At 70.6% G+C, this 24,842-nt stretch carries 26 protein-coding genes and 1 pseudogene; 19 read left to right on the top strand and 8 right to left on the bottom strand.

Annotated features, from left to right (window positions below):
- The first annotated feature begins 164 nt into the window (after window positions 1-164).
- The 13 genes from ACFV9T_RS14375 to ACFV9T_RS14315 all read left to right on the top strand — a co-directional run bounded on the left by ACFV9T_RS14375 (window position 165) and on the right by ACFV9T_RS14315 (window position 9,108).
- On the top strand, window positions 165-1,037 hold the full coding sequence (locus ACFV9T_RS14375; protein WP_385439853.1) for an MIP/aquaporin family protein: 873 nt from the start codon (window positions 165-167) through the stop codon (window positions 1,035-1,037).
- Between the two features lie 10 nt (window positions 1,038-1,047).
- Entirely contained in the window at window positions 1,048-2,565 is a 1,518-nt protein-coding gene (gene glpK / locus ACFV9T_RS14370; protein ID WP_385439851.1) for a glycerol kinase GlpK, read from the top strand.
- 352 nt (window positions 2,566-2,917) lie between these two features.
- Entirely contained in the window at window positions 2,918-3,448 is a 531-nt protein-coding gene (locus tag ACFV9T_RS14365) for a hypothetical protein (RefSeq protein WP_385439849.1), read from the top strand.
- A complete protein-coding gene (locus tag ACFV9T_RS14360; protein WP_385439847.1) occupies window positions 3,448-4,344 on the top strand; it encodes an SRPBCC family protein in 897 nt (298 codons plus the stop codon). Before ACFV9T_RS14365 ends, ACFV9T_RS14360 begins: the two co-directional genes overlap by 1 nt.
- A gap of 27 nt (window positions 4,345-4,371) precedes the next feature.
- Window positions 4,372-4,857 (top strand): gas vesicle protein GvpJ, encoded by a 486-nt coding sequence (gene gvpJ, locus ACFV9T_RS14355; RefSeq protein WP_385439845.1) that lies wholly within the window; start codon window positions 4,372-4,374, stop codon window positions 4,855-4,857.
- Window positions 4,857-5,663, top strand: coding sequence for a GvpL/GvpF family gas vesicle protein (locus tag ACFV9T_RS14350; protein ID WP_385439844.1), 807 nt, complete (start codon window positions 4,857-4,859; stop codon window positions 5,661-5,663). Before gvpJ ends, ACFV9T_RS14350 begins: the two co-directional genes overlap by 1 nt.
- 2 nt (window positions 5,664-5,665) lie before the next feature.
- Complete coding sequence (locus ACFV9T_RS14345) at window positions 5,666-5,917, top strand: gas vesicle protein GvpG (protein WP_385439842.1); 252 nt, start codon at window positions 5,666-5,668, stop codon at window positions 5,915-5,917.
- 3 nt (window positions 5,918-5,920) lie between these two features.
- A complete protein-coding gene (gene gvpO / locus ACFV9T_RS14340) occupies window positions 5,921-6,319 on the top strand; it encodes a gas vesicle protein GvpO (protein ID WP_385439839.1) in 399 nt (132 codons plus the stop codon).
- Entirely contained in the window at window positions 6,316-6,696 is a 381-nt protein-coding gene (locus ACFV9T_RS14335) for a gas vesicle protein (RefSeq protein WP_385439838.1), read from the top strand. Before gvpO ends, ACFV9T_RS14335 begins: the two co-directional genes overlap by 4 nt.
- Window positions 6,693-7,493, top strand: a complete 801-nt coding sequence (locus ACFV9T_RS14330; protein WP_385439837.1) for a GvpL/GvpF family gas vesicle protein — start codon at window positions 6,693-6,695, stop codon at window positions 7,491-7,493. The genes ACFV9T_RS14335 and ACFV9T_RS14330 overlap by 4 nt, the downstream gene beginning before the upstream one ends.
- On the top strand, window positions 7,490-7,690 hold the full coding sequence (locus tag ACFV9T_RS14325) for a gas vesicle protein (protein WP_361484548.1): 201 nt from the start codon (window positions 7,490-7,492) through the stop codon (window positions 7,688-7,690). Before ACFV9T_RS14330 ends, ACFV9T_RS14325 begins: the two co-directional genes overlap by 4 nt.
- Entirely contained in the window at window positions 7,668-7,982 is a 315-nt protein-coding gene (locus tag ACFV9T_RS14320) for a gas vesicle protein K (RefSeq protein WP_385439835.1), read from the top strand. The genes ACFV9T_RS14325 and ACFV9T_RS14320 overlap by 23 nt, the downstream gene beginning before the upstream one ends.
- 34 nt (window positions 7,983-8,016) lie before the next feature.
- Window positions 8,017-9,108: a DUF5937 family protein gene (locus ACFV9T_RS14315; protein WP_385439833.1), complete on the top strand. Its 1,092-nt coding sequence runs from the start codon at window positions 8,017-8,019 to the stop codon at window positions 9,106-9,108.
- A gap of 23 nt (window positions 9,109-9,131) precedes the next feature.
- Here the strand turns inward: ACFV9T_RS14315 and ACFV9T_RS14310 are convergent, their stop codons facing one another.
- The 6 genes from ACFV9T_RS14310 to ACFV9T_RS14285 all read right to left on the bottom strand — a co-directional run bounded on the left by ACFV9T_RS14310 (window position 9,132) and on the right by ACFV9T_RS14285 (window position 16,638).
- Window positions 9,132-10,997, bottom strand: coding sequence for a CocE/NonD family hydrolase (locus ACFV9T_RS14310; RefSeq protein WP_385439832.1), 1,866 nt, complete (start codon window positions 10,995-10,997; stop codon window positions 9,132-9,134).
- Between the two features lie 11 nt (window positions 10,998-11,008).
- Window positions 11,009-11,956 carry a transporter substrate-binding domain-containing protein gene (locus tag ACFV9T_RS14305; RefSeq protein ID WP_385439829.1) on the bottom strand — a complete coding sequence of 316 codons (948 nt, stop codon included), beginning with the start codon at window positions 11,954-11,956 and terminating at the stop codon, window positions 11,009-11,011.
- Window positions 11,957-12,026: 70 nt separating this feature from the next.
- Entirely contained in the window at window positions 12,027-13,280 is a 1,254-nt protein-coding gene (locus ACFV9T_RS14300) for a dipeptidase (RefSeq protein WP_385439827.1), read from the bottom strand.
- Window positions 13,277-14,065, bottom strand: coding sequence for an amino acid ABC transporter ATP-binding protein (locus ACFV9T_RS14295; RefSeq protein WP_385439826.1), 789 nt, complete (start codon window positions 14,063-14,065; stop codon window positions 13,277-13,279). Before ACFV9T_RS14295 ends, ACFV9T_RS14300 begins: the two co-directional genes overlap by 4 nt.
- Window positions 14,062-14,970, bottom strand: coding sequence for an amino acid ABC transporter permease (locus ACFV9T_RS14290; protein ID WP_385439824.1), 909 nt, complete (start codon window positions 14,968-14,970; stop codon window positions 14,062-14,064). The genes ACFV9T_RS14295 and ACFV9T_RS14290 overlap by 4 nt, the downstream gene beginning before the upstream one ends.
- A gap of 93 nt (window positions 14,971-15,063) precedes the next feature.
- On the bottom strand, window positions 15,064-16,638 hold the full coding sequence (locus tag ACFV9T_RS14285; RefSeq protein WP_385439928.1) for a fatty acyl-CoA synthetase: 1,575 nt from the start codon (window positions 16,636-16,638) through the stop codon (window positions 15,064-15,066).
- Between the two features lie 248 nt (window positions 16,639-16,886).
- On the opposite strand from ACFV9T_RS14285, the gene ACFV9T_RS14280 reads away from it, so the two are divergent.
- Window positions 16,887-17,360 (top strand): hypothetical protein, encoded by a 474-nt coding sequence (locus tag ACFV9T_RS14280; protein ID WP_385439822.1) that lies wholly within the window; start codon window positions 16,887-16,889, stop codon window positions 17,358-17,360.
- Window positions 17,361-17,417: 57 nt separating this feature from the next.
- Window positions 17,418-17,891: a hypothetical protein gene (locus ACFV9T_RS14275; RefSeq protein WP_385439819.1), complete on the top strand. Its 474-nt coding sequence runs from the start codon at window positions 17,418-17,420 to the stop codon at window positions 17,889-17,891.
- 59 nt (window positions 17,892-17,950) lie between these two features.
- Here ACFV9T_RS14275 and ACFV9T_RS14270 read toward each other — a convergent pair whose 3' ends face one another.
- On the bottom strand, window positions 17,951-20,560 hold the full coding sequence (locus ACFV9T_RS14270) for a PA14 domain-containing protein (RefSeq protein WP_385439817.1): 2,610 nt from the start codon (window positions 20,558-20,560) through the stop codon (window positions 17,951-17,953).
- A 178-nt stretch (window positions 20,561-20,738) separates the two neighbouring features.
- Between ACFV9T_RS14270 and ACFV9T_RS14265 the strand changes: the two genes are divergently transcribed.
- Both ACFV9T_RS14265 and ACFV9T_RS14260 read left to right on the top strand, forming a co-directional pair.
- Complete coding sequence (locus tag ACFV9T_RS14265; RefSeq protein ID WP_385439814.1) at window positions 20,739-21,482, top strand: SDR family NAD(P)-dependent oxidoreductase; 744 nt, start codon at window positions 20,739-20,741, stop codon at window positions 21,480-21,482.
- A 232-nt stretch (window positions 21,483-21,714) separates the two neighbouring features.
- Window positions 21,715-22,170 (top strand): lamin tail domain-containing protein, encoded by a 456-nt coding sequence (locus ACFV9T_RS14260; RefSeq protein WP_385439812.1) that lies wholly within the window; start codon window positions 21,715-21,717, stop codon window positions 22,168-22,170.
- A gap of 31 nt (window positions 22,171-22,201) precedes the next feature.
- On the opposite strand, the gene ACFV9T_RS14255 is transcribed toward ACFV9T_RS14260, so the two are convergent.
- A complete protein-coding gene (locus ACFV9T_RS14255; RefSeq protein ID WP_385439810.1) occupies window positions 22,202-23,458 on the bottom strand; it encodes an SLC13 family permease in 1,257 nt (418 codons plus the stop codon).
- 184 nt (window positions 23,459-23,642) lie between these two features.
- Here ACFV9T_RS14255 and ACFV9T_RS14250 point away from each other — a divergent pair, with 184 nt between their 5' ends.
- Window positions 23,643-24,353 (top strand): FadR/GntR family transcriptional regulator, encoded by a 711-nt coding sequence (locus ACFV9T_RS14250; RefSeq protein ID WP_385439808.1) that lies wholly within the window; start codon window positions 23,643-23,645, stop codon window positions 24,351-24,353.
- Window positions 24,354-24,536: 183 nt separating this feature from the next.
- Window positions 24,537-24,842, top strand: a pseudogene (locus ACFV9T_RS14245) (VCBS repeat-containing protein); the annotation flags it as partial.

Here is a 24,842-nt window from a genome sequence, read left to right as displayed (position 1 = left end):
GGACCTTGGTACAGGCCCGCCCCCTGATCCGTACAGACCGCCGTGTGCACCGCCCGATGTGACCCGTACGGAGCAGCAGGACGGGCCACCGGACCGGGGCCGCGCACACGATGGTGCGAACGCGATCGGTACCGCCGCTCGCACACCGCTGGAGAGGGGCGGCCATGGCGGAGGAGAAGAACGCGGGGGAGAAGAACACCGGCACCCGTGGCGGCATGCTCGGCGAACTCTGCGCCGAGTTCGCCGGAACCATGATTCTGATCCTCTTCGGCTGTGGTGTGGTGGCCCAGGTGGTGGCGGGCGGGGCGCTCACCAAGCCGGTCGGCGCGCTCGGCGACCACGACTCCATCGCCTGGGCCTGGGGGCTCGGCGTCACCCTCGGCGTGTACGTGGCGGCGCGGCTCAGCGGCGCCCACATCAACCCGGCGGTCACGGTCTCGCTGGCGGCGTTCAAGGGCTTCCCGTGGCGCAAGGTGGGCCCGTACGTGGTGGCGCAGACGCTCGGCGCGTTCGTCGCGGCGCTGCTGGTGCGCTGGAACTACACCGAGGTGCTGGGCCACGCCGACCCCGGACACACCTTCAAGACCCAGTTCGTGTTCTCCACCCTCCCCGGCAACGGGTCGCTGCCGGTCAGCGAGTGGGGCGCGCTGCGCGACCAGATCATCGGCACCGCGATCCTGGTGCTGCTGATCTTCGCCGTCACCGATCTGCTGAACCAGCCCCCGAAGGCCAACCTGGCGCCGTTCATCATCGGCCTGATCGTGGTCGCGATCGGCATGGCGTGGGGCGCCGACGCGGGATACGCCATCAACCCGGCCCGTGACTTCGGCCCCCGGCTCGCCAGCTTCCTCACCGGCTACCACAGCGCCTGGCGGGACCAGTACGGAAACCTCTACTTCTGGGTGCCCATCGTCGGCCCGCTGATCGGCGGCCTGGTCGGCGCCGCCCTCTACAAGTTCCTGATCAGCCGGTTCCTCCCGGCGGCCGGACCGCAGGAGGTGGGCCGCACCCCGGCCCCCGAGGGTCCCGAGAGCTGAAGGAGTGGGCATGCCGGACTTCGTCGGTGCCGTGGACCAGGGGACCACCAGCAGCCGCTTCATGATCTTCAACCACGACAGCGGCGAGGTGGCGAGGTACCAGCTCGAACACCACCAGCTGCTGCCCCGTGCGGGCTGGGTCGAGCACGATCCGGTGGAGATCTGGGAGCGCACCAACTCCGTCATGCAGAACGCGCTGCGCTCCGGTGGCCTCTCACCCGCCGACCTGGCCGCGATCGGCATCACCAACCAGCGCGAGACGACCGTCATCTGGGACCCGCGCAACGGGCAGCCGTACTACAACGCCATCGTGTGGCAGGACACCCGCACCGACACCATCGCCTCCGCCCTCGAACGCGACGGCCACGGCGAGACCATCCGCCGCAAGGCGGGCCTGCCGCCCGCCACCTACTTCTCCGGCGGCAAGATCAAGTGGATTCTGGAGAACGTCGACGGGGTCCGGGAGGCCGCCGAAGCGGGCCACGCCCTGTTCGGGAACACCGACGCCTGGGTGCTGTGGAACCTCACCGGCGGGCCCTCCGGCGGCATCCACGCCACCGACGTCACCAACGCCAGCCGCACCATGCTGATGAACCTGGAGACCCTCGACTGGGACGACGAGCTGCTGGACATCTTCGGCATCCCGCGCGCCATGCTCCCCGTCATCAACCCCTCCTCCCACCCCGAGGCCTACGGCCAGGCCCGCACCTCCCGCCCGCTGCGTAACCCCACCCCCATCACCGGTGTCCTCGGGGACCAGCAGGCGGCCACCGTCGGGCAGGTGTGCTTCGCCCCCGGCGAGGCCAAGAACACCTACGGCACCGGAAACTTCCTGCTCCTGAACACCGGCTCCGAGCTGGTCCGCTCCACCAGCGGGCTGCTCACCACCGTGGCGTACCAGTTCGGCGACAGCCCCGCCGTGTACGCCCTGGAGGGCTCGATGGCCGTCACCGGCTCGGCCGTCCAGTGGCTGCGGGACCAGATGAAGGTCATCGACGACGCCCCGGGCAGCGAACGGCTCGCCCGCACCGTCGAGGACAACGGCGGGGTGTACTTCGTCCCCGCCTTCTCCGGCCTCTTCGCCCCGTACTGGCGCTCCGACGCCCGTGGCGCCATCGTCGGGCTCACCCGCTACAACACCAACGGCCATCTGGCGCGCGCCACCCTGGAGGCCATCTGCTACCAGAGCCGGGACGTCGTGGAGGCCATGGAGCGCGACTCCGGTATCCACCTCGACGTCCTCCGCGTGGACGGCGGTGTCACCGACAACGAGCTGTGCATGCAGATCCAGGCCGATGTCCTCGGCGTCCCGGTCAGCCGCCCCGCCATCGCCGAGACCACCGCCCTGGGCGCCGCCTACGCCGCGGGCCTGGCCACCGGCTTCTGGCGGGACACCGATGAGCTGCGCTCGCACTGGAGCGAATCGCGGCGCTGGGAGCCGCAGTGGAGCGAGGACCAGCGCGCGGAGGGCTACGCGGGCTGGAAGAAGGCCGTGGAGCGCACCCTGAACTGGGTCCCGGTCGACTGACGCCGGACTCCGGACCCCGGTGGATTCACCCCACCCCGCCCCTTCCCGAAACTGGGGGACACCCCCAGCCCCCCGGGCCCGCCGCGGGGTGTCGGGGCCCGGCTGCGGGCGGGTCCGGCCCTGGGCCGGGTCCGCCGTTCGACAAGCGGGTCGAGGGCTACACCAAGGTGGTCCTGCACCCGGCGCTGGCGGCCCGAGTCCGCCGCGTCAGGCATCCCGGGTGCGGTCGCGGGCCCGGGAAGTCCCGCGTCGGACCCCCGCATCCCCTGATGGCCGAATGGGTGAAATGCACCATAATTGGAAAATGAGCCCATATGGGCGTATCGCTTCCATGGTGAGAGGAGGAGCGATCATGAAGGGCAGCCAGGCGGCACTCGCCTTCACCGGCGGCTATCTCTTCGGGCGCGGCCACAAGGTGGGCTTGGCGCTCACCCTCGCCGGGATGGCGGCGGGCCGACGCCTCGCGTCCGGACACCTCCCGGGCGGTATGCAGGAGCTGGCGTCCTCCGAGATCGGGCGGCTGCGCGGCCAGCTGGTGTCCGCTGGGCGGTCGGCCGCGCTGTCGGCGGCCAGCCACCGCATGGACGCGCTGAGCGACCGGCTGGAGCAGCGCGCCACGTCACTGCGCCCGAACGGCCACGGTCCTGACGGGCACAAGGCCGACGACGAGCAGGAGCACGACGAGCGGCGCGGGGGCGGCGGCCGGTCGCGCGGTGAGACATCGCGAGGCGGTTCGTCCCGTGGTGAGTCCTCGCGAGGAGACCGTACGCGCCCCTCGGGCGACCGTCCGGACCGGCCCCGGAAGCGGACCGCGTCCGGGGGAGGCCGCGGCGGCGAGACCAGAAGCAGCAGGGGAGACAAGGGCGACAAGGGTGATCGGTGATGGCTGAGGGACCGGACGACGGGCGCACGGGCGCCCTCGGCACGCTCGCCAAGGAGCTGCCCACCGAGCGGCTGATGAAGGAAGCGCAGAACCTGGTCACCGCACTCGGCGAGAAGGCGCTGACCACGGTGACCCATCTCGGCGACGGAGGCCCAGGACTCCCGGTGAAGCCACTGGTCAAGGCCGGACTGCACCAGCTCAAGGAACAGACCGTGGACAAGGCCAAGGAAGCCATCCCGGGCCTCGGCGGGGGCGAGAACGGCGGCAAGGACGGCGACAAGGACAAGAAGCTCAAGGTCACCAACATCGTCGAGGAGATCGATGTCGGCGCCCCGATCGACCTCACCTACGACCTGTGGACCCAGTTCGAGGACTTCCCCACCTTCATGAAGAAGGTCGAGGACGTCCAGCAGGAGTCCGAGACCGAGATGGAGTGGAAGGCCCAGGTCTTCTGGTCGCACCGCAAGTGGCGTGCCGAGATCGTCGAGCAGGTGCCCGAGAAGCGGATCGTCTGGACGTCGCGCGCCGAGAAGGGGCACGTCAACGGCGCGATCACCTTCCATGAGCTGGCTCCCGAGCTGACCCGGATCATGGTCGTCCTCCAGTACTACCCCCAGGGCTTCTTCGAACGGACCGGGAACATCTGGCGCGCCCAGGGCCGTCGGGTGCGCCTGGAGCTGAAGCACTTCCGCCGCCATCTGATGGCCGAGGTGCTGCTGCACCCCGACGAGATCGAGGGCTGGCGCGGGGAGATCCGCGAGGGCGAGGTCGTGGAAGGCGAAGCGGCCGAAGAGGAAGAGCCCGAAGAGGGACCCGAGGACGAATACGGCGACGAGGACGCCTACGAGGGGGAGTACGAGGAGGACGAGGAGCGGGCGCAGCCTTCGCGGCGCTGACGGGCCCCGTCCCCGGAACAGGTGAGCGTGGTGACCGTAGCAAGCCAGCAGAGCCAGTATCTCGACCGGGCCAGTTCGAGCGCCCTGGTCGACGTGGTCGACCTGATCCTGGACAAGGGACTGGTCATCGACGTGTACGTCCGGGTGTCCCTGGTGGGCATCGAGATCCTGACCATCGACGCCCGCATCGTCGTCGCCAGCGTCGACACCTATCTGCGGTTCGCCGAGGCGACGAACCGTCTCGACCTCGCCCGCAGCGGCACCGAGACCAAGGGGCTGCCCGGCCTCATGGACGAGATCCAGGAGGGCGGCGGGCGGAAGAAGACCAAGGGCGCGCTGGAAGGCGTCAAGGACACCGTCTCCGATCTGCTCCAGGGCGACGACCAGGCCGACGAGGCCGACAGGAGCGACGAGTTCGGGGACGGGGCGGCGGAGCGCGAGGAAGCGCCACGGCGGGAATCCGGTGACCGGCCCCGGCACCGGCGGAGTTCGAGCAGGGAGCGCGAGCGGTGATGGCCGAGGACGGACGTGCCTGCTACGTATACGGGGTCGTCCCGGGCGACCGGAGCGACGACGCCGTCAGGGACCTGGGCGCCGTGGGCGATCCGGACGCCGCGGTGACCCTGGTGCGCCACGGCGGCCAGGCCGCCGTGGTCAGCGAGGTGCCCGTGGACAAGCCGCTGGGCACCCCCGAGGATCTGCGCGCCCACGCCCGGGTGCTGGACTCCCTGGCGGCCAGGTCATCCCCGGTGCTGCCGTTCCGCTTCGGCACGGTGGTGCGCGACACCACCGCGGTCACCGGTGAACTGCTCCCCGAGGGACACGAGGACTTCCAGCGCGCCCTCGACCGGCTGCGCGGCCGCTCCCAGTTCACCCTGCGCGCCCGCTACGTCCAGGACGCGGTGCTGCGTGAGGTGCTGACCGAGCAGCCCGAGGCCGTACGGCTCCGCGAGGAGCTTCAGGGGCTGCCCGAGGAGGCCGGGTACGACCAGCGCATCCAGCTGGGCCAGCTGGTCATGGACGCCATCGCCGCCAAGCGGGCGGTGGACGTGCTGGAGGTGGACCGCAGGCTGGGCCCGTGCGTGCTCGCCTCGAGAGTTACGGAACCGTCCTCCGCCGAAGGGCTGGTGACCGCGTCCTTCCTGGTCGAGGACGACCGCCGGACCGCCTTCGAGCAGGCCGCCGAGGAGCTGGCCAAGCACTGGGACGGCCGGGTCAGGATCCGGCTGCTCGGCCCCTTGGCCCCGTACGACTTCGTGGCCGACGCGATGAGCCCGGCCAAGGAAACGGTCGAGGAAACGGTCGAGGAAGGCGCATAGCCATGGGACTGTTCAGCGGACTGGTCACCTGGCCGCGGGCCCCGGTGCGCGGCGTCGTCTGGATCGCCGAGCAGCTCCACGACGAGGCCCACCGGCAGCTGTACGACCCCGGGGTGATCCAGCAGCGCCTGGAAGAGGTCGCGGAGCAGCGGGAATCCGGGGAGCTGACCGAGGAGGAGGCGGCCCGGCAGGAGGACGAACTCGTCCGGCGGCTGATGGCGGGCGGCCCGCCCGGCGGGGGCCTGGAGGTGTGAGCCGTGGTCCCTGAGGAACGGGACGGACGCGACCACGGCGAGGAGCGGGAGCGGCCCCGCCGCGCTCGCCGCCCAGCGCCCGAATCCAAGCGCCCCGCGCCCGCGAACCGGCGCGCCCCCGCCGAGACGCGCCGCCCCGCGACCACCGCCCGGTCGGCCGCCCGCAGCGCCGCCCGCCAGCTGCGGGACCTGACCGGACACGACCCGGAGAGCGTCACCTCGGTGGAGCGCCAGAGGGACGGCGGCTGGCTCATCGGCGTCGAAGTGCTGGAGACCCACCGCATCCCGGACTCCACCGACATCCTCGCCGAGTACCGGGTCGAGGTCGACGACGACGGCGAACTCGTCTCGTACCGCCGCGCCCGGCGCTACTACCGCGGCAGGTCGGAGGAGCGGACATGAGCCAGGGCGCCGACTGGAACGTGCCGAGCAGGCGCATGGGCGGCCCGCCAGAACCGGCCCGCCGGGAGTCGTCGAGCCTGGCCGACATCCTGGAGCGGGTGCTCGACAAGGGCATCGTCATCGCCGGGGACATCCAGATCAACCTGCTGGACATCGAGCTGCTGACCATCAAGATCCGGCTGCTGGTCGCCTCCGTCGACCGGGCCAAGGAGATGGGCATCGACTGGTGGGAGCACGACCCCACGCTCTCCTCCGGCGCCCGCGACGTCCTGGACGAGAACGAGCGGCTGCGGCGGCGCGTCGGCGAGCTGGAGTCCGGCCGCGACACGGAGCGCCACGCCGATGAACAGGGGCGCGGACGGGAGGACGAACCGTGACCGAGGAGGCCCGTGCCACCTGGCTGTACGCGGTGACCACCGCGACCCGCGACGCGGGCGGCGGCACCCCGCCCGGGCTCACCGGAGTGGCCGGTGAACCGGTGCGCCTGGTCGAGAACGCCGGGCTGGCCGCCGTCGTCGGATCCGTACCGCTGGCCGACTTCGGCGAGGAGCCGCTCCGCGCCCACCTGGAGGATCTGCCGTGGCTGGAGCGGGCGGCCAGGGCCCACCACCGGGTCATCGGCCGGGCGGCCGGATACGGCCAGGTCATTCCGCTGCGCTTCGCCACGATCTACCACGACGACGGCCGGGTCCGCACGATGCTCCGGGAGCGGCGGGACGACCTCACGGACACCCTCGCCCGGGTGGCCGGACGGACCGAGTGGGGCGTCAAGGCGTACGTCGATCCGCGCGCCTTCCTGCCCGACCCGGGCGACGAGGAGGGCTCCGGCGGCGACACCCCAGGCACCGCGTATCTGCTGCGCCGCCGCGCCCAGCGGGACGACAAGGAGACCGCCCATCTGCGGGCCACCGAGCGGGCGGAGGAGATCCACACCGCCCTCACCGCGCTGGCCGCGGCGAGCGCCGCCCATCCGCCGCAGGACGCGCGGCTGGCCGCGTACGAGGGCTGGATGGTGCTGAACAACTCCTATCTGGTGCCGGACGACCGGACGGAGCAGTTCACCGCCGCCGTGACCGAGCTGGGGGAGCGGTACCCGGACGTCGACCTGGAGCTGAGCGGGCCGTGGCCGCCGTACTCGTTCACCGCGCCGCCCGAGCGTGAGGAGGCGTCGTGACCCACGCGATCGAACGCCGCGAAGTGGCCCTGGTCGATCTGCTCGACCGGGTGCTGGCCGGGGGCGTGGTGATCGCCGGGGAGATCACGCTGAGCATCGCCGACATCGATCTGGTGCGCATATCCCTTCGCGCGCTGATCGCTTCTGTACGGATAGAAGACATGGAAGACGCAGATGAGCATCGAGCGCCGCCCTGACGACCATACCCCTGGCCAGCACCGTCGGCTCGAAGTGGACGAGGAGTCGGTCCGCAAGAGCCTGGCCGGTCTGGTGCTGACCATCGTGGAGCTGCTGCGCCAGCTCATGGAGCGGCAGGCGCTGCGCCGCGTCGACCAGGGAGGCGTCAGCGACGAGCAGATCGAGAAGCTCGGGCTCACGCTGATGGCGCTGGAGAAGAACATGGAGGAGCTGCGGGAACACTTCGGGCTCACCGAGGATGACCTGAACCTCGACCTCGGCCCGCTCGGCCCCCTCCTTCCCCGCGACTGATCCCCCGGCCCGCGTCCGGCGGTACGCTGCGCGGGTGGGGATCACGCTCAACCTCCGGTCAGCGCGAGCGGCCGACGTCCACGTCGGGCGCTCGCCGCTCGCCGAGCTCATGTCGGTGCTGCACATCCTGGCCGAGCCCGACCACCACCCCGAGGCCCAGCGCTGGACGCGCCGCCTGGGCACGACGTTCGACGTGCCGCTCACCCAGGAGATGAGCGCCCTGTCGCCGCTGTGGGCGCGGCTGCGCTGCCGCCTGCTGTTCCCGCTGGCGCTGCCGCTGGACCAGTCCTTCGAGGACGAGCTGCGGCTGCTGGAGAAGCTGCCGCTGGAGGAGTTCACGGAGCTGTGCGCCCAGGGCGTGCTGGGCTTCCGGGAGCGGGTGCCCGACGCCCACAGCCTGCTCAACGACCCGGAGGCCGCGTGCCGCTTCATCACCCAGTGCGAGCGGCGTTCGTTCCGGCGCGGTGAGCTGGCGCATGAGCTGATGGCCTCGCCGGAGGGGATGCGGGCCCGGCTGATCGACTTCCTGGAGCGCTGCGGCACCGCGTTCTTCGCGGCCGAGTGGCGTGCGGTGCACGACCGGCTGGAGGCGGCCGTGGTGCGGTTCCGCACCGACATCCGCCGAAGCGGTCTGGCCGAGGTGCTGGCCGGGCTCAGTCCCACCGCGGTCGTCTCCCAGGGCGGTACGCGGGTGCGCTACGACAAGCTGGCCGTCGCCGAGATCGACATCGGCCCGCGCCCGCTCTTCCTGATCCCGTCCGTCCATGTCTGGCCGCATCTGACCGTCAAGGACGAGGAGTCCCATCCCGTCGTGCTGCAGTTCGCCGCCCTGGAGGGGCAGGCCGACGGCCAGCTCACCCAGCGGGAGCTGCGGGAGAGGATGTCCGCGCTGGCCTCGCTGGGCCGGATGGAGCTGTGCCGCCATCTGCTGGGCGAGCCGATCACCACCTCCGAACTGGCGCAGCGGCTCGGCCTGGACGATACGCAGGTCTCGCGCACCCTGCGGCAGCTGCGGGACGCCGGGCTGGTGGAGTCGGAGCGTGAGGGCAAGTACGTGTACCACCGGCTGGCCACCGGCACCCTGCTCCGGCTGGGACAGGACGTACTGGCCACCATCATGCGCTGAATGCGCTCATACGCCGAGGCCGGTCAGCCGGGCCGCGTCCACAGCAGCACCGCCGAGGGGTGGCTGGCGTCCATGTGGACGCGGTTGGTGGCGACCACCTTGCGCCGGGTGACGGCCTCGGCCTCACCGGTGCCCGAGTTGACGTCGAAGCGCGGGAAGTTGCTCGACGAGATGTCCACCCGCAGCCGGTGTCCGGCCCCGAAGCGGTTGGCGGTGTCCGGCGCCGGGATCTCGATCTCGTACACCTCGCCCGCCACCAGCGGCTCGGGCCGCTCGAACGACGCGTGGAAGCGGCACCGGAAGATGCCCTCGGTGAGGTTCATGGCGAACCCGTGCGGATAGTCCTCGTTCGGCGGGTGCACATCGACCAGCTTCACCGTGAAGTCGGTGTCCGGCGCGGTCGAGGAGATGAACAGCCGGGCGGTGACCGGGCCCGCCACCTCCAGCGGCTCCGCCAGCGGCGGGGTGACCAGCGAGATCACATCGGGCCGTGAGTTCAGCGGCAGATACGGTGCGCGGGCGCCGTAGAAGCGCTCGTCCGGCACCTGGTCGAAGGCGCCCCCGACCATCACCGGCTCGCCCGAGGTCACCTGACCGCCGAGGGTGGGCACCGGGTCGCCCGGATCGAAGTCGTACTCGACCCACGCGTCCGTGCCCCCGGGTCTCTCCCGGCTCAGCTCCCCCGAGGTGTGGCAGTAGAACGCCGTCTCCCGGGTCCCGGTCGGCGGCCACTGGGTGTCGGTGTGCCACCGGCCGCCGTGCCGCATCCGCCCGGCCGCGTCGCGGAGGCCGTCGCCCCCGCCCATCAGGAAGTAGCGCACCCGGGGGAACTCCTCGGGATCACCGCCGCGCAGCACCGTGTCGAACCAGCGCTGCCGGAAGGCCAGATACGAGGTGTCCACGTTGTCGCTGAACGTCGCGGCGGGCCCGAAGTCCACATCACCGGCGAAGGTGACACAGCGCGCGCCGTGCGTCCACGGACCCATCACCAGATACGCCGGGGACGTCTTGAGCCGCCCCATGGCCGTGAAGTTCTCGATCGTGGAGCGCACATACGGGTCGTACCAGCTCGCCATGTGCAGCGTCGGCACGTCCGGGAAGCGGTCGTAGTGGCCCCGCCCGTAGATCGCGGGCTGCCGCCAGTACGCGCCGAACGCGTCGTGCCGCCACTGGTCCAGCAGATACCGCTCGTACTGGCCGACCTGCGCGAGCGGGGAGACGCCGGTGCGCCACGGCAGCACGGTGAACCAGTCCCGCAGATCGGTACCGGCGAACGCCTTGCGCACCAGCGGGTCCCGCTCCGCCTCCGGGCTCTCCTCACCGTGCCGGAACGCCCAGGTGATCTGCTTGAGTTCGAAGGCGCCGCCCATCCGCATGCCCGCCTCGTACGCGCTCGCGAAGCCGCCGGAGTCCATGAACATCGCGGCCAGCGGGGCAGGGGACTCGGCCGCGGCCGCCGTCTGGGCGTGCGCCGAGTAGGACACCCCCATCATCGCGACCCGCCCGTCGCACCAGGGCTGTCCGGCGATCCAGTCGAGGGTGTCCGCGCCGTCCGGCCCCTCGCCCAGGTACTTCACGAAGGTGCCCTCGGAGTCGCCCCGGCCCCGGCAGTCCTGCCGCACCACGTGGTATCCGGCGCGGACGAAGAAGGCGGACGTCTCCTCGGGGGCCGGCACCGGCTCGTCATGGCGGCAGCGGTCCGACTCGCGGATGTCGCGGCGGCCGTACGGGGTGCGCTCCAGGATCACCGGGCGCGGACCGGGCCGCTCCTCGGCCGCGTACAGATCCGCGGCGAGGACCACGCCGTCCCGAAGGGGTACGCGCACAAGGCGGCGCCACAGTCCTCCGCCGAGGTGTTCCGCGGCCTCGGTCCGCCCGGTCGGTGCCATGGGGGAGCCGCTCATTTTGTCTGGGACTGCTTCGAGCCGTTGAGCAGCATCTCCGACCGGGTGACGGTGGACAGCGGCATCCCCCAGCCGCCGAACAGCTTCGCGTAGGTGCCCGACTCCTGCATCTCCCGCAGCCCCTTGACGATCACGGCGGCGAGGCCGGTGCCCTTCTTGGCCTGGATGCCGTAGATCGCCGTCGCCGCGGGGAGGGTGAGCAAGTCCTTCAGCTCCAGCGTCTCGAACTTGTCGTCCGAGGCCTCGCTGACGGTGGTGTTGGAGGCGCTGGGCGCCACGACCGCGTCGATCCGCTTGCTCTGCAGCGCCAGGCTCGCGGCGGCCAGGTCCCCGTACGCCTGCGGCTGCACGGCCTTCTTGCCCTGCTTGGCGCACCGCTTGCTCAGCCCCGCGAGCACGTTCTCGGTGCCCGCGCCCTTCTCGACGCCGACCTTGTGCCCGCAGATCCCGATGCCGGACTCCGGGCGGAAGCCGCTTTCCTTGTTCACCATCACGGTCACCTGGCTCTGCGCGAAGTCGGCGAAGTCGACCTCCTTCTGGCGCTCGACGAAGTCACCGGAGGGCGCGCTGAGGTCGATCCGGCCGGACTTCAGCCCCGGGATCACCGCGTCGAACGGCGTCCGCGTCACCTTGATCTTGATGTCCAGCTGGGAGGCGAGCTGCTTGGTGAGGTCCGGGACCAGACCGGTGATCTTCCCGTCGGAGCCGATGGTCACATATGGGTCGTACTCGCTGACCCCCATGACCAGGGTCTTCTTCTTGTACTCCGCGGGCACCTGGGCGGCCAGCTCGTCGTCCTTCGGCTCCAGGGCGAGGGTCGGCGTGGGCACGGCCTCCTTGGACTTGCCCTTGTCGTCCGGAGTGTCGTCGACCGAACAGGCGGTGAGGGTGAGCGCGAGGGACACGAGCAGGGCGCACCCGGCGGCGCTGGGACGGTGGCGCATGGGCTGTGCTCCATTTCGGGAGATCCGGCTGATCCGGATGAGAGGGCGTGGGGGGTTACGGGCCTTAAGGTCAGCGGCCCCAGACGGTCTCGGCGACGCGCCGCACATTGCCCCCGGCGAGCTTGGCCACGTCGTCCTCGGAGTAGCCGTGGTCGAACAGCCAGCGGATCATGTTGCCGACGGCCTCCGCGGGGTTCTCACAGCCGTGGACGTAGTCGACCGGCTCGTGCGGCGGCGGTCCGGAACTCTGGCCGTCGTGCGCGTCGTCCTTGCCGAAGAGCGGGGCGAACGTGCGGTGCCAGGCGGTGTGATCGCCGAAGTTGGTGTCCGGGCCGAAGGCCACGTGGTCGATGCCGACCAGGTCAAGGCAGCGCTCCACGTGTTCCATCACCGACTCCAGGCTGTGCCGGGGGTGCCGGGTGGTGATGGTCGTGTGCGGGGCCGCCTCGACGCCGATGAACCCGCCGGAGCCCGCGCACGCCCGGATCACATCGTCGGGCTTCATCCGCGGCGTCGGCCACAGCGCCCGCGACCCGGCGTGGGTGATCACCACGGGATGGGTCGAGCGGCGCACCGCGTCCAGCGCCGTCGCGTCCCCGGAGTGGGATACGTCGACGATGACGCCGAGGTCGTTCATCCGCCGCAGGGCGCGGCGGCCGAGCACGGTCAGTCCGGTGTCGCCGGTGTCCGCGAGCCCCGAGCCGAGCTGGTTGCTCTCGCTGTAGACCAGCCCGAGCAGCCGTACGCCCAGCCCGTACAGCAGATCGAGCCGGTCGACGTCGTTCCCGATGGGGGACGCGGACTCCAGGGTCAGCACCACGCCCACCTGGTTCCCGGCCCGGGCCCGCTCCGCGTCCTCCAGGGTGCGGACCGGGGCCACCAGGCGCTGGTGGGCGAAGTCGGCCTGCCGCATGGCCAGATCGCTCACCGCGTCGTCCCAGTCCCAGGGGGTGTGCGAGCGGATCATGCTGACGGCGGCCGGGCCGCCGTCGAAGAACAGGTCCACGCCCGAGTGCGCCATGCCCTCGTACGGGATCGCCTCCCGGCCCTGGCGGCGGAACGCGGCGAAGTCCGCCGGGTCAGAAGGCCGCAGCGACAGATGGTCGTGCGCGGAGATCACCAGATGGCGTTCCTCGAAGTCCCGCGCCCGGGTCTCGACGTCCTCGCTCCACACCGGCCCCGATCCGGGCACCCGGCCCACCGCGGGCACCAGCGGGAAGTCCTGGAAGTCCGCGCCCGGCTCCAGGTAGTGGTACGAGCGGTAGCCGTCCCACAGGTCCAGCCGGGCGCGGGTCTTGGCGGGCAGGGGACGTCCGGTGCTCATGCGCTGACCTTCGACAGGAACGTACGGGTGCGCTCATGGGAGGGGGAGCCGAACAGCCGGTCCGGCGGGCCCTCCTCGACGATCCGCCCGTCGTCCATGAACACGACGCGGTCGGCGACCTCGGCGGCGAAGCGCATCTCATGCGTGACGACCACCAGGGTCATCCCCTCCCGGGCCAGGTCCCGGATGACGCTCAGCACCTCCTGGACCATCTCGGGGTCCAGGGCGGAGGTCGGCTCGTCGAACAGCATCACCTTCGGCCGCATCGCCAGCGCCCGGGCGATGGCCACGCGCTGCTGCTGGCCGCCGGACAGCTGCTCGGGGTAGCTGTCGAGCTTGTGGCCGAGCCCCACCCGGCGCATCAGCTCCTCGGCGCGGGCGTCGGCCTTCGCCTTCGACAGACCGAGGACCCGGCGCGGCGCCTCCACGATGTTCTCGCGGGCGGTGAGGTGGGGGAACAGGTTGAAGCTCTGGAAGACCATGCCCATGGCCGAGCGCTGCGCGGCCAGTTCGCGGGCGCCCAGCTCATGCAGGGAGGTGCCGCGCAGCCGGTAGCCGATGACGCTGCCGTCGACCACGACCATGCCGTCGTCCGGGACCTCCAGGTGGTTGACGCAGCGCAGCAGCGTGCTCTTGCCCGATCCGGACGGGCCGATGACACAGACCGTCTCACCCCGGTGGATATCCAGGGAAATGCCGTGCAGCACCTCCGTGGAGCGGAACGACTTGACGATCCCGCGCAGGGAGACGATGGGCTGCGCTCCCCTTTCCGATGCCACGGTCATACCGAGTGCTCGATCCTCTTCACTTTGCCGACCTTTTCGGCCGGTATCAGCGTGTGTCGCCCCAGACGTCGCTCCAGGCGCTGCTGCACGAGGGTGATGACGCCGGTGATGATCATGTACCAGATCGCGGCCACAATCAACAGGGGAACGGTCTGGAAGTTCTTGGAATAAATGAGCTGCACCGAGTAGAGCAGATCCGCAAGGGAGATCACGCTGACCAGAGATGTCGCCTTGAGGAGAGATATCAGCTCATTTCCCATCGGCGGCACGATCACGCGCAGCGCCTGGGGGAGAGTGATGCGGAAGAAGATCTGAGTCGGCGTCAAACCGAGCGCGGCGGCCGCCTGGCGCTGCCCCTCCGGTACGGAGAGCAGACCGGAACGGATCAGTTCCGCCACGTAGGCCGTCTCATGCAGGGTCAATCCGATGACCGCGGCAGTAAGCGGACCCAGCAGGGAATTCGCGTCGAAGGTGACGAAACTTGGGCCCCAGGGGATTCCGAGGGACAGCGTGGGAAACAGCGCCGCCAGGTTGTACCAGAAAAGCAGCTGCACCAGCATGGGAATTGAGCGGAACACCCAGATAAACGTGCCCGCGGCCGCCGACATCAGCCGCGAGGAACCCATCCGCATGAGCGCTACAACGGTCCCCAGTACCAGGGCGAATGCCATGGTCACGCCGGTCATTCCCAGGCTGACCCCGATACCCTTCATGATCCGGATCTCGAAGAAGTATTTCGCGACGGTGTCCCACTCGAAGCGCGGGTTGGTGAATATCGTGGTCACCGCCATCGCGGCGAACACCAGCACCACGGCATTGGCCACCCAGAGCCCTGGCCGCCGTCTCTTCACGCGTTTGAGCTTGGATGGCTCGGGTAGAGCGTCAAGATTCAGGACTTTGCTCATCAAGGGCCCTCGGGCGGTTCGTCGGCACGGCAGGGGAATACCGCATCTTAAAACCCCTTTCCAGGGCCCTCTCGAACAGTTGACACAGAACCGTCAACCGTCGGTGCCGAGGTGTCCGTAGGTGTCGCGCAGCTCCCGTTTGAGGATCTTGCCGCTGGGGTTCTTCGGCAGGGCCGCGGCCACCACCACGTACTTGGGCACCTTGAACCCGGCCAGCCGCTCCCCGCAGTGCGCCGTGATCTCCTCGGCCGACACCCGCTCCCCGGGCCTGGCCACCACGACCGCCGTCACCGCCTCGATCCAGTACGGATGCGGCACGCCGAACACCGCGGCCTCCGCCACCGCCGGGTGGGCGTGCAGAATCTCCTCCACCTCGCGCCCGGACACGTTCTCCCCGCCGCTGTTGACCATGTCCTTCTTGCGGTCGACGACGGTCAGATAGCCCTCCTCGTCCATCACCCCGAGATCGCCGCTGTGGAACCAGCCGCCCCGGAACGCCTCAGCGGTGCGCTCGGGATCCCGCCAGTAGCCGAGCATGGTGTGCGGGCCGCGGTGCACGATCTCCCCGACCGTGCCCGGCGGCACGGGCCGGTCCTCCTCGTCCACCACCAGCGTCTCGACGTTGAGCGCGGCCCGCCCCGCCGACCCGGCCTTGCGCTCCTGGTCGGCCGGGCCCAGGACGGTCGCGATCGGCGACATCTCGGTCTGCCCGTAGAGGTTGTAGAACGCGATCCCCGGCAGCCGCCGCCGCAGCTCGGCCAGCACGGCGACCGGCATGGCCGCGGCGCCGTAGTACCCCTTCCGCAGCGACGACAGATCGCGCCGCCCGAACTCCGCATGCCGCAGCAGCGCGATCCACACGGTGGGCGGCGCGAACAGCTTGGTCACCCGCTCCTCCTCGATCGTCGCCAGCAGCGCCGCCGGGTCCGGGCCGGGCAGGATGATCGAGGTGGCGCCCAGGTGGACGTCCGGGGTGAGGAAGGCGTGCAACTGGCCGCAGTGGTACAGCGGCAGCGCGTGGACCTCGACGTCGTCGGCCGTCATCCCGCCGTCCACGATCGTCGTCAGATACTGCGAGATGAGACAGCGGCTCGTCATGATCGCGCCCTTGGGTCGCGACTCCGTCCCCGAGGTGTACATGAGCTGGACCGGATCGTCGTCCTCCAGCGCCGGGTCGGGCACCGGATGGCCGTACTCCGCGCCCAGCGCCGCGAAGTCCTCCCAGCCGTCCCGCTCCTGCTGCCCCTGCCGCCCCTCCGCGCCGATGGCCGCGCGCAGCACGAGACGCTCCGGCGCCGCCTCGGCCAGCGCCGCGTCGGCCGCCTCCAGCAGACCGTCCCCCGCGATGACACCGACCGCGCCCGAGTGGGCGAGGAGATACGCGACCTCCGGCGGCCGCAGCATGAAGTTGACCGGCACCGACACCGCGCCCAGCCGGGCCAGCGCGAAGTACGCCACCACATAGCCGTGCGAGTTGCGCGCGAACAGCACCACCCGGTCGCCCTTGGCGACACCGCGCGCCGCCAGCGCGCCCGCCGTACGGCTCACCAGGGCGTCCAGCTCCGCGTACGTCTGCCGCAGCGCGCCGAACACCACGGCCGTCTTGCCGGGCAGCCGGGCGGCGCTGCGCGCCAGCAGATCGGCGATGCCGTGGCGCCGGGCGCGCATGATGTCCACGGGCAGGGAGGGGGATGCGGTCACCAGTGTCTCCCGAATGGTCGGACGGGCCGGACGGTTCGTCACGCTGACACGGCGCGCGGCGGCGTTCAAGACCGCGCGCGGCCCGGGCGATGCATCTGACCGGGTGGCACATCGGTCCGCTTGTGCGGGCCGCCTTGCCCCAAAGTGATCATTTACATGGAATGACCGGTCAGGGCTCCGGGAGGTCCGGGGCATCCCGCGAGCCTGGAGGCTCCATGATCAGTCCAGCCGTCCGTGGCGTCGTCACCACCACCGCTCTGACCACCGTCTGTGTGCTGCTCCCCGCCTCCGCCGCAGGGGCGGACGCGGGCGACAAGGACATCGAGAAGGTCACGGTGACCGGTGTGACGGTGGCGGACAACAGGCCCGACGGCGTCCGGGCCGGTGACTCCTGGACGACGTACCTGAAGCTCTACACCCCCAAGCGGAAGCGCGCCGGTGACGGCACCTCCCAGTGCACCGCCGTCGAGGTCACCGCCCGCAAACGGCTTGTCCAGTGCACCCGCGTGCTGCGCCTCAAGAAGGGCTCGCTGGTCCTCGCCGACCTGATCACCCATCAGGGCCGCGCGGCGGTCACCGCCAGGACCGCCATCCTCGGCGGCACCGGCCACTACAACGACGCCGAGGGCCAGGGCACCGTCACCGTGCGGCGGGACCGGATCCGCTTCTCCCTCGCCGTCGACGACTGACCTCACGTCCGCTACGCCGCCCGCCGGTCACACCCCACCCCTGAGCCTGGAGGTTCCATGATTCCGTCAGCTGTCCGTGGCATCGTCACCACCGCCGCCCTGGCCACCGCCCTGACCCTGCTCCCGCCGTCCGTCGCGGGGGCCGCCGCGGGCGGGGACATCGAGAAGGTCGATCTGCTCGGCGTCACCGTGGTCAGCACCAAGCCCCACCGGGTCGAGCCCGGCGACAGCTGGAAGACCCGGCTCAAGCTCTACACCGAGAAGGGCAAGAAGTACGCCGGTAACGGCACCTCGCGGTGCGACACCGTCAGAGTCACCGCCAGCAAACTCGTCGTCCAGTGCACCCGGGTGCTGCGGCTGAAGAAGGGCTCGCTGGTGCTCAGCGACCAGGTCACCCACAAGGGCCGTGCGACGGTCACCGCCAAGACGGCGATCGTCGGCGGCACCGGCAGTTACCACTCCGCCTACGGCCAGGGCACCCTCACCCTCGCGGGCCCGCTCCTCCACTTCAAGCTCAGGGTCGACGAGTAGACCCGGTAGGGCGCCCCGCCCGGCAAACCACCGGGCGGGGCGCCACCGCTCCTCGCGGTCTAGCCGGTGCACTCCATCGACGCCGGGTCCTCCGCCGCGCGGATCAGGGACCGGTGCGCCTCGCGCAGCCGTTCCACATCGGGTTTGACCTCTCTGCGGTCATAGGTGATGAGCCCGTTCAGCTCGCCCTCCACATCCGTGATCTGGGTGTAGACCGCGCCGCTGTTCCCATGGCACGCGACCTGTTGCCGCACCTTGTCGAGCAGCTTCAGATATTCGGCCGTGTACTGCTCCTGGTCCACGCCCACATAGGTGTGCTGCACCGGCCAGGCGTGCCCCGGTACGGCCAGGCCGAGACCGCCGTACTCGCCGATGACGCCCGCCCGCTTCGCGTCGGGGCGGGGCTCGCCGGGGCCGGGGTAGGCGTGGATGTCGGCGAGGTCGCCGTTGCCGGTGTCGTTCCAGCCGCTGGCGCCGTCGATGAGCCGGGTGGGGTCCCAGCCCTTGGCGAGCGCGGGCACCTTGGGTCCGCCGTACTGGCCCCAGCTCTCGTTGAAGGTGACCCAGATGCCGATCGACGGGCTGCTGATGTGCTGGTCGATCATGGCCTTCAGCTCACGCTCGTACTGGCCCTGCGCCTTCTCCGAGGGCGCGATGGTGTTCATGGACGGCATGTCCTGCCACACCAGCAGCCCGAGCCGGTCCGCCCAGTAGTACCAGCGGTCGGGTTCGACCTTGATGTGCTTGCGCACGGAGTTGAACCCCATCCGCTTGTGCGCCTTCAGGTCGTACGCCAGGGCCTCGTCCGTCGGCGCGGTGTGCAGGCCGTCCGGCCAGAAGCCCTGGTCCAGGGTGGCCATCGAGAAGAACGGCTTCCCGTTGAGCACGATGCGCTTCTTGCCGTCGACCTCCTCGACCGCGATGGCGCGCATGCCGAAGTAGCTCTCGGTCCGATCGGCCCGCGCGCCCCGCCCGACGGTCACCTTCAGCCGGTACAGATGCGGATCGTCGGGGGACCACAGCCGGGACGAGGGCACCGGGACGGTCAGGGCCGAGCCGGTGCGCCCGCTCGCCGTGCCGACCGCGCGCTTCCCGTCGTACGCGGTCGCGGTGACCGGCACGCCGTCCCGTACGCCGCGGACCTCAGCGGTGACTGCCTCGCCCGGCACGTCCGGGGTCAGCTTGAGGCTGTCGGCGTGGTCGGCGGCCACCGGCTCCATCCAGACCGGCTGCCAGATGCCGGAGGAGGGGGTGTAGAAGATGCCGCTGGGATCCAGCCGCTGCTTGCCCATCGGCGGGTTCTCGCCGTCCTTGGCGTCGGTCGGGTCGTACACGCCGACCAGCAGCTCCTGGGTGCGGCCGGGACGCAGGGCGTCGGTGACGTCGGCGCTGAACCGGTCGTAGCCGCCGCGGTGTTCGGCGACCCGGGTGCCGTTGACGTAGACCTCGGCCTGCCAGTCCACGGCGTCGAAGTTCAGCTTCAGCCGCTGTCCGTCGCCGACGTTCCAGTTCTCGGGGACGGTGAAGGTGCGCCGGTACCACATGCGGTCCTCGTGGCGCTCCAGCCCGGACAGCTTGGACTCCACCGGGTACGGCACCAGGACGCGTTCCCTCAGCCGCTGCCCGAACGGCGGCGCCTGGCCCTGTGTCGCGGCGGCGAACTGCCAGGTGCCGTTGAGGTTCTTCCACCGCTCGCGGGTCAGCTGCGGGCGCGGGTACTCGGGGTGGGCGTTGTCCGGGCCGACGTCCTTGGCCCAGGGAGTGCTGAGCTGATATGTCGACTTGTTGCCGCCGAAGGCGAGGAACTGATCGACGGTTCCCTGATCGTTCTCCAGGCCGCCCTCGCCGTCGTAGCGCACGATCGCCTCGCCGCCGCGGCCCACCACCGGCTCCTTGAGCGCGAGCAGCAGCCGCGAGGGGTCGGCCGGGTCCAGCCGGGCCCGGCCCAGCGGCCAGGCCGCGCCGCCGATGACGGCGGTGAGGTGGCCGGTCAGCCCGGCCGGGGGAGCGGTGAGCGGGCGGGTGAAGTCCATCAGCAGCGTCCGGCCGTCCGGCTGCACGGCACTGCTCACCGGACCCTCGTAGCCGAAGTCCGGGGGCAGCCGGAACGCCGACGCCGGTACCGGCTCCTTGGCCTGGCCGGGCGGGGTCCAGGCGAGATGGAAGTTGGAGCCGCCGTAGTGCTCGAAGTACTCGACCTTGATGTCGTACGAGCGGCCCTCGGTCAGCTCGACCGGCCCGGACACCTGTTCCTTGTCCCAGTCGTCGACCCAGTGGTCGATGACGGGCTTGCCGTCGATCCACAGCCGGAAGCCGTTGTCGCCGGTGATGGAGAACGTATGCGCCCCGGAGCGCTCGGGGACGAGGCTCCCGGTCCACCGGACGCTGACGTCGTCGGACCGCCCGGTGGCGGTCTGCAGCCGCGGCTCCAGATTGTCGAAGTCGAGGGACGGATCGAGAGTGGTCGCCTTGAGTTCATGGAAGTCGAAGGCGCCCGGGGCGGACTGGAGGTAGTAGTCGCCGCGCAGGCCGTTGATGACGGGACCGGGTTCGCGGTCGTCCGCTGCGGCGGCCGCGACGGGGCCGGGGCCGGTCAGCAGGCCGAGTACGCCGAGCGCCAGGACGAGGGCCGCGACAACGGGTCTGGTGAGAGCCGAACGTAAACGCACAGGTCCTCCTTGCCGGAACAGCTGTTGGAACAAGGTGGGGCGCCGATCATTCGGCCATTCGCGACAGAACCTGTCAATACTGAACGCAAGCCAACACCCTTGACGGGAAAGCGCTTTCTGCTTAGCGTCAATTCACGCATATGATCGAGATTCAATGATTTGCACGATGGAGGCCGTAATGGGGCGACGGATCGTGGTGTCGGGCGGCGGTACGGGCATCGGTCTGGCGACCGCGGAGTCCTTCGCGGCGGACGGCGACCGGGTCGTCATCGTGGGACGCCGCACCGAAGTGCTGCGCGCGGCGGCCGAGAAGCTGAACGCCGCCCACGGGGACGGCCTGGTCACCTGGACCGGCGCCGACCTGAGCGACCCCGGGCAGACCCGGCGCGCCGCCGGCGAAATCGCCGCCGACGGCCCCGTCGACGTGATCGTCACCAACGCGGGCGGCAATGTCGCACCCGGCAATGACGGCACCCTGGAAGGCATCGCCGACCAGTACCAGCGCAACTTCGAGGCCAACGTCCTCACCGCCGTGCTGTTGACCGAAGCCCTCATTCCGCATATCGCCCGCCCCGGTGGCCGGATCGTGCACCTTTCCTCGGTGGCGGCGCTGCGCGGCCCCGGTTCGTACGGCGGCACCAAGGCCGCTCTGCACACCTACACCTTCGACCTGGCCAAGCGGCTGGGCGCGGAGGGCGTCACCGCCAACGCGGTGGCCCCGGGCTATGTCGAGGACACCGAGTTCTTCGGCGAGCGCGGCACTCCCGAGTTCATCGCCCAGCAGATCGGGCAGACGCTCACCGGACAGCCGGGCACGCCCGCCGAGATAGCCGCCGCCATCCGCTATCTGGCCTCCCCGGAGGCGGCGTACGTCACCGGGCAGGTGCTGCACATCAACGGCGGGGCGCAGTACGGACGCTGACGCGCCCCCGCACCAACTCTCACCCCGCGCAAGGGCCGGACGGACCCCTGATCAGGGGCCGCGCAGCCCTGCCGCCACGGAGCCCCGCGGTCCACTCTGGTTGCCCACACAGGTGGGGGAAGACGGACGGACGGCCGCACCGAGGGAGTCACCTCGTGACTCCCAAACCATCTCGGGCGCGGCCGTCCGTCCGTCTGTGTGCGCACCACCGCGACACCAGGGGAGAGACGTCATGTTCCGTACGACCGCCAGGGTCAGTGCCGCCATCGCGGCGGGCTGTGCCATCGCGCTGCTGTATCCCGCGACGCCCGCCGGGGCCGCGGGCTCCGTGCATCTGCACAAGATCTACTACGACTCTCCCGGTTCGGACACCCGGAGCACCAAGAGCCTCAACGCCGAGTATGTGCAGATCAAGAACTCCACCTCGCGCGGAGTGAGCCTCAAGGGGTGGGTGGTCGTGGACGCGAGCCGCCACGCGTACACCTTCCCCTCGTACACCCTCGGCGCGGGCAAGACCGTGACGGTGCGGACCGGCACCGGCTCGGACACCTCCGCCACCAAGTACCAGGACCGCCGCGCCTACGTCTGGAACAACACCAGCGACAAGGCCACGCTCCGCAAGAGCGGCGGCAGCACGGTCGACACCTGCTCGTACAACAGCAGCCGGGCCGACTACAAGATGTGCTGAGCCCGGGGTCCCGGGCCGGGGCGGACTCTGTTCAGCCGAGGCCCGGGACCACCATCGTCAGCCACACGGCGGCGGGGACGACGACCACCATGATGCCCCCGTAGATCATCAGTTGGCGGAAGAACCGGTCCCGGTCGACATCCGGCGCCGCCGCCAGCACCAGCGCGCCGTTCGTCGAGAACGGGCTGACGTCGACGACCGTGGCCGAGACCGTGAGCGCCGCGATCATGCCCACCGCGCCGATGTCCCCCTGGGCGAGAAAGGGGACGGCGAGCGGGATGAGCGCGCCCATGATGCCCACGGAGGAGGCGAAGGCGGAGATGATCGCCCCGATGTAGCACAGCAGCAGCGCCGCGAGCAGCGGGACGCCGATGTCGGTGACCGCGTTGCCCGCGTAGGTGATGGTGCCCATCTCGTCCAGCACTCCGACATAGGTGAGCACACCGCAGATCAGCAGCACGGTCGGCCAGGTGACCTCGTTGACCGCCCGCTTGCCGTGGTCCGGCCAGACGACGCTGAGCGCGACCGCGAGGGTGATCGCGGTGAGCCCGGCGTCCTGGTCGAAGACGAGGACCGCGACCACCAGCGCCACCAGCGCGACCAGGGTCGCGGCACGGGCCGGGGTGAGCCGGGTGTCCGCGTCCGGCGCCGCGTCCTCCTTCGCATCGGCCGCGGTGTCCGTGCGGGGCAGCTTCAGCCCGCCGCAGACGACGAACACGACGGCCGCGATGAGCAGATTGACGACCAGGCTGGCCAGGAACAGGGTCACCTCGTTGCCCGGCAGCTTCTCCCGCTCCACGATCCCGTTGACGATCGAGCCGTAGATGCTGATGGGGGAGAAGCCGCCGCCCTGGGCGCCGTGCACCACCATGGCGCCCATCAGCAGCGGGCTGATCGCGTAGCGCGCCGCGAAGCTGAGCGCGAGGGGCGCCACGATCGCGACCGCCGCGGGGCTCACCGCACCGATCGCGGTCAGTACGCCGCTGATCGCGAACATCACCCAGGGGATCAGCGCGACCCGCCCGCCCACCAGCCGGATCGCCGCGTGCACCAGCCAGTCGGTGGTCCCGTTGGCCCGCGCGAGCGCGAACAGATACGTCACGCCCACCAGCACCACGAACAGATCGCCCGGGAAACCGGCGAAGATCTGGTCCGCGTCGAAGCCCGCGACCAGCTCCCCCACGCCGAAGGCGGCGGCGAAGGAGAGCGCGCCCATGTTGATCGATCTGGTGGTGGCGATCACGAAGACCACCACCAGCACGAGTATCGAGATCAGTTCGTCGGACATCGAGCGCGCTCCCGTCGCAAGTGGCCCAGCCGCGACTCACGTTGCGGGCGCGGTGGTGCGACAGTCAATACATGCGTGACACATTGGCTCAGCCACTCGACCACTCCTCCAGTAGCCCGATGCTACGCTGCGGATCGGAGCCGTCACCAACCGCAGCGGCCGGCTGCAGCAGGGGGAAGCTCGGATGGCCGATGACGCACTGCGCCCGATGAACCGTCAGCGCCTTTACGAGCAGGTGCTGGAGCGGCTGCGGGTCTACGTCGAGGAGGGCGGGCTGCGCGCGGGCGACAAGCTGCCCACCGAGCGGGAACTCGCCGAGCGGCTGGGTATCAGCCGCGCCTCCGTCAAGCAGGCCATCGTCGTCCTGGAGGTGCAGGGCCTGGTCGAGGTGCGCCAGGGCGGCGGGATGCGGCTGCTCCGCGACAGCCTCGACACCGAGCCCGTGGAGCGGCTGATGGAGCGCCGTCGCCGGCTGCCCGATGTGCTGGACGCCCGTGAGGCGCTGGAGACCAAGCTCGCCGAACTCGCCGCCGAGCGCCGCACCGACGACGACCTCGCGGCCCTGGAGCAGGCGCTCAACTGGATGGAGGACGAGATCGCGACCGGCCGCCCCGGCGTCGAGGGCGACCGCCGCTTCCACGCCGCGGTCACCGCGGCCGCCCACAGCCCGCTGCTGGCCGAGTTCATGCGCTCCATCGCCGAGCAGATCGGCGAGAGCCGGGAGGAGTCGCTGCGTCAGCCGGGCCGCCCCAAGCGGTCGTTCGCCCAGCACCGGAAGATCCTGGACGCCATCGCCGAGGGCCGCTCCCGGGCCGCGGCCGCGGCCATGCGCCGCCACGTCCGCACCGTCGCCCAGGTGCGGCTGCTCAACTGGGACCCGGACGGCCCCTCCTGAGCGCGGGCGCCGGGGGCGGCCGTCTTCACATGGCGCCCGCAGCGCCTCCCCGACCGGAATCGGTCGCTCAGCCGTGCTTTCCGGCCTATGGCGCATCACGCGGCGCGCTCGGCACAACAGTCGCCCATAGCATCAACCCGGCTCTCGGGAGCCCCCGAGGGCATGAGGCAGGGAGACGTTTCTATGCGCGTCAAGAGAGCCATTGGTGTCGTCGCCCCCGCACTACTGGGCATGATCCTCGCCTTCCCCGCAAGCGCGTCCGCCGCCGACTCCGGCGTGCGCGCCAATTTCAGCGGGTTCGTCCTGCAGACCGGCACACCCCTCCATGAAACCGACGACACGTTCGCGAGCCTGGTCGCCGACTGGGACCGTGACGGCCGTCCGGACCTCATCGAGGTCAAGAAGAGCGCCACGGGTACGAACTCGACCGAGGTCCACATCCTTTCGGGCGCCAGCAACTTCCAGCGGTTTGTGTTGCAGACGGGTACG

Origin of the sequence: Streptomyces sp. NPDC059850, assembly GCF_042731515.1 — a bacterium.
GTDB lineage: Bacteria > Actinomycetota > Actinomycetes > Streptomycetales > Streptomycetaceae > Streptomyces.
The sequence above is the reverse complement of the archived record's forward strand: the minus strand, read 5'-3'. Positions and strand labels throughout refer to the sequence as shown.

What these genes read in the sequence shown, in the direction of transcription:
- ACFV9T_RS14345 (WP_385439842.1), top strand. Translation starts at nt 5,666, where the DNA reads ATGGGACTGTTCAGCGGACTGGTCACCTGGCCGCGGGCCCCGGTGCGC.
- ACFV9T_RS14310 (WP_385439832.1), bottom strand. Translation starts at nt 10,997, where the DNA reads ATGGCACCGACCGGGCGGACCGAGGCCGCGGAACACCTCGGCGGAGGA.
- ACFV9T_RS14250 (WP_385439808.1), top strand. Translation starts at nt 23,643, where the DNA reads ATGGCCGATGACGCACTGCGCCCGATGAACCGTCAGCGCCTTTACGAG.
- ACFV9T_RS14290 (WP_385439824.1), bottom strand. Translation starts at nt 14,970, where the DNA reads ATGAGCAAAGTCCTGAATCTTGACGCTCTACCCGAGCCATCCAAGCTC.
- ACFV9T_RS14350 (WP_385439844.1), top strand. Translation starts at nt 4,857, where the DNA reads ATGGCCGAGGACGGACGTGCCTGCTACGTATACGGGGTCGTCCCGGGC.
- ACFV9T_RS14260 (WP_385439812.1), top strand. Translation starts at nt 21,715, where the DNA reads ATGTTCCGTACGACCGCCAGGGTCAGTGCCGCCATCGCGGCGGGCTGT.
- ACFV9T_RS14365 (WP_385439849.1), top strand. Translation starts at nt 2,918, where the DNA reads ATGAAGGGCAGCCAGGCGGCACTCGCCTTCACCGGCGGCTATCTCTTC.
- ACFV9T_RS14320 (WP_385439835.1), top strand. Translation starts at nt 7,668, where the DNA reads ATGAGCATCGAGCGCCGCCCTGACGACCATACCCCTGGCCAGCACCGT.
- ACFV9T_RS14255 (WP_385439810.1), bottom strand. Translation starts at nt 23,458, where the DNA reads ATGTCCGACGAACTGATCTCGATACTCGTGCTGGTGGTGGTCTTCGTG.
- ACFV9T_RS14375 (WP_385439853.1), top strand. Translation starts at nt 165, where the DNA reads ATGGCGGAGGAGAAGAACGCGGGGGAGAAGAACACCGGCACCCGTGGC.
- ACFV9T_RS14305 (WP_385439829.1), bottom strand. Translation starts at nt 11,956, where the DNA reads ATGCGCCACCGTCCCAGCGCCGCCGGGTGCGCCCTGCTCGTGTCCCTC.
- glpK (WP_385439851.1), top strand. Translation starts at nt 1,048, where the DNA reads ATGCCGGACTTCGTCGGTGCCGTGGACCAGGGGACCACCAGCAGCCGC.
- ACFV9T_RS14295 (WP_385439826.1), bottom strand. Translation starts at nt 14,065, where the DNA reads ATGACCGTGGCATCGGAAAGGGGAGCGCAGCCCATCGTCTCCCTGCGC.
- ACFV9T_RS14280 (WP_385439822.1), top strand. Translation starts at nt 16,887, where the DNA reads ATGATCAGTCCAGCCGTCCGTGGCGTCGTCACCACCACCGCTCTGACC.
- ACFV9T_RS14265 (WP_385439814.1), top strand. Translation starts at nt 20,739, where the DNA reads ATGGGGCGACGGATCGTGGTGTCGGGCGGCGGTACGGGCATCGGTCTG.
- ACFV9T_RS14360 (WP_385439847.1), top strand. Translation starts at nt 3,448, where the DNA reads ATGGCTGAGGGACCGGACGACGGGCGCACGGGCGCCCTCGGCACGCTC.
- ACFV9T_RS14300 (WP_385439827.1), bottom strand. Translation starts at nt 13,280, where the DNA reads ATGAGCACCGGACGTCCCCTGCCCGCCAAGACCCGCGCCCGGCTGGAC.
- ACFV9T_RS14275 (WP_385439819.1), top strand. Translation starts at nt 17,418, where the DNA reads ATGATTCCGTCAGCTGTCCGTGGCATCGTCACCACCGCCGCCCTGGCC.
- ACFV9T_RS14285 (WP_385439928.1), bottom strand. Translation starts at nt 16,638, where the DNA reads ATGCGCGCCCGGCGCCACGGCATCGCCGATCTGCTGGCGCGCAGCGCC.
- ACFV9T_RS14335 (WP_385439838.1), top strand. Translation starts at nt 6,316, where the DNA reads ATGAGCCAGGGCGCCGACTGGAACGTGCCGAGCAGGCGCATGGGCGGC.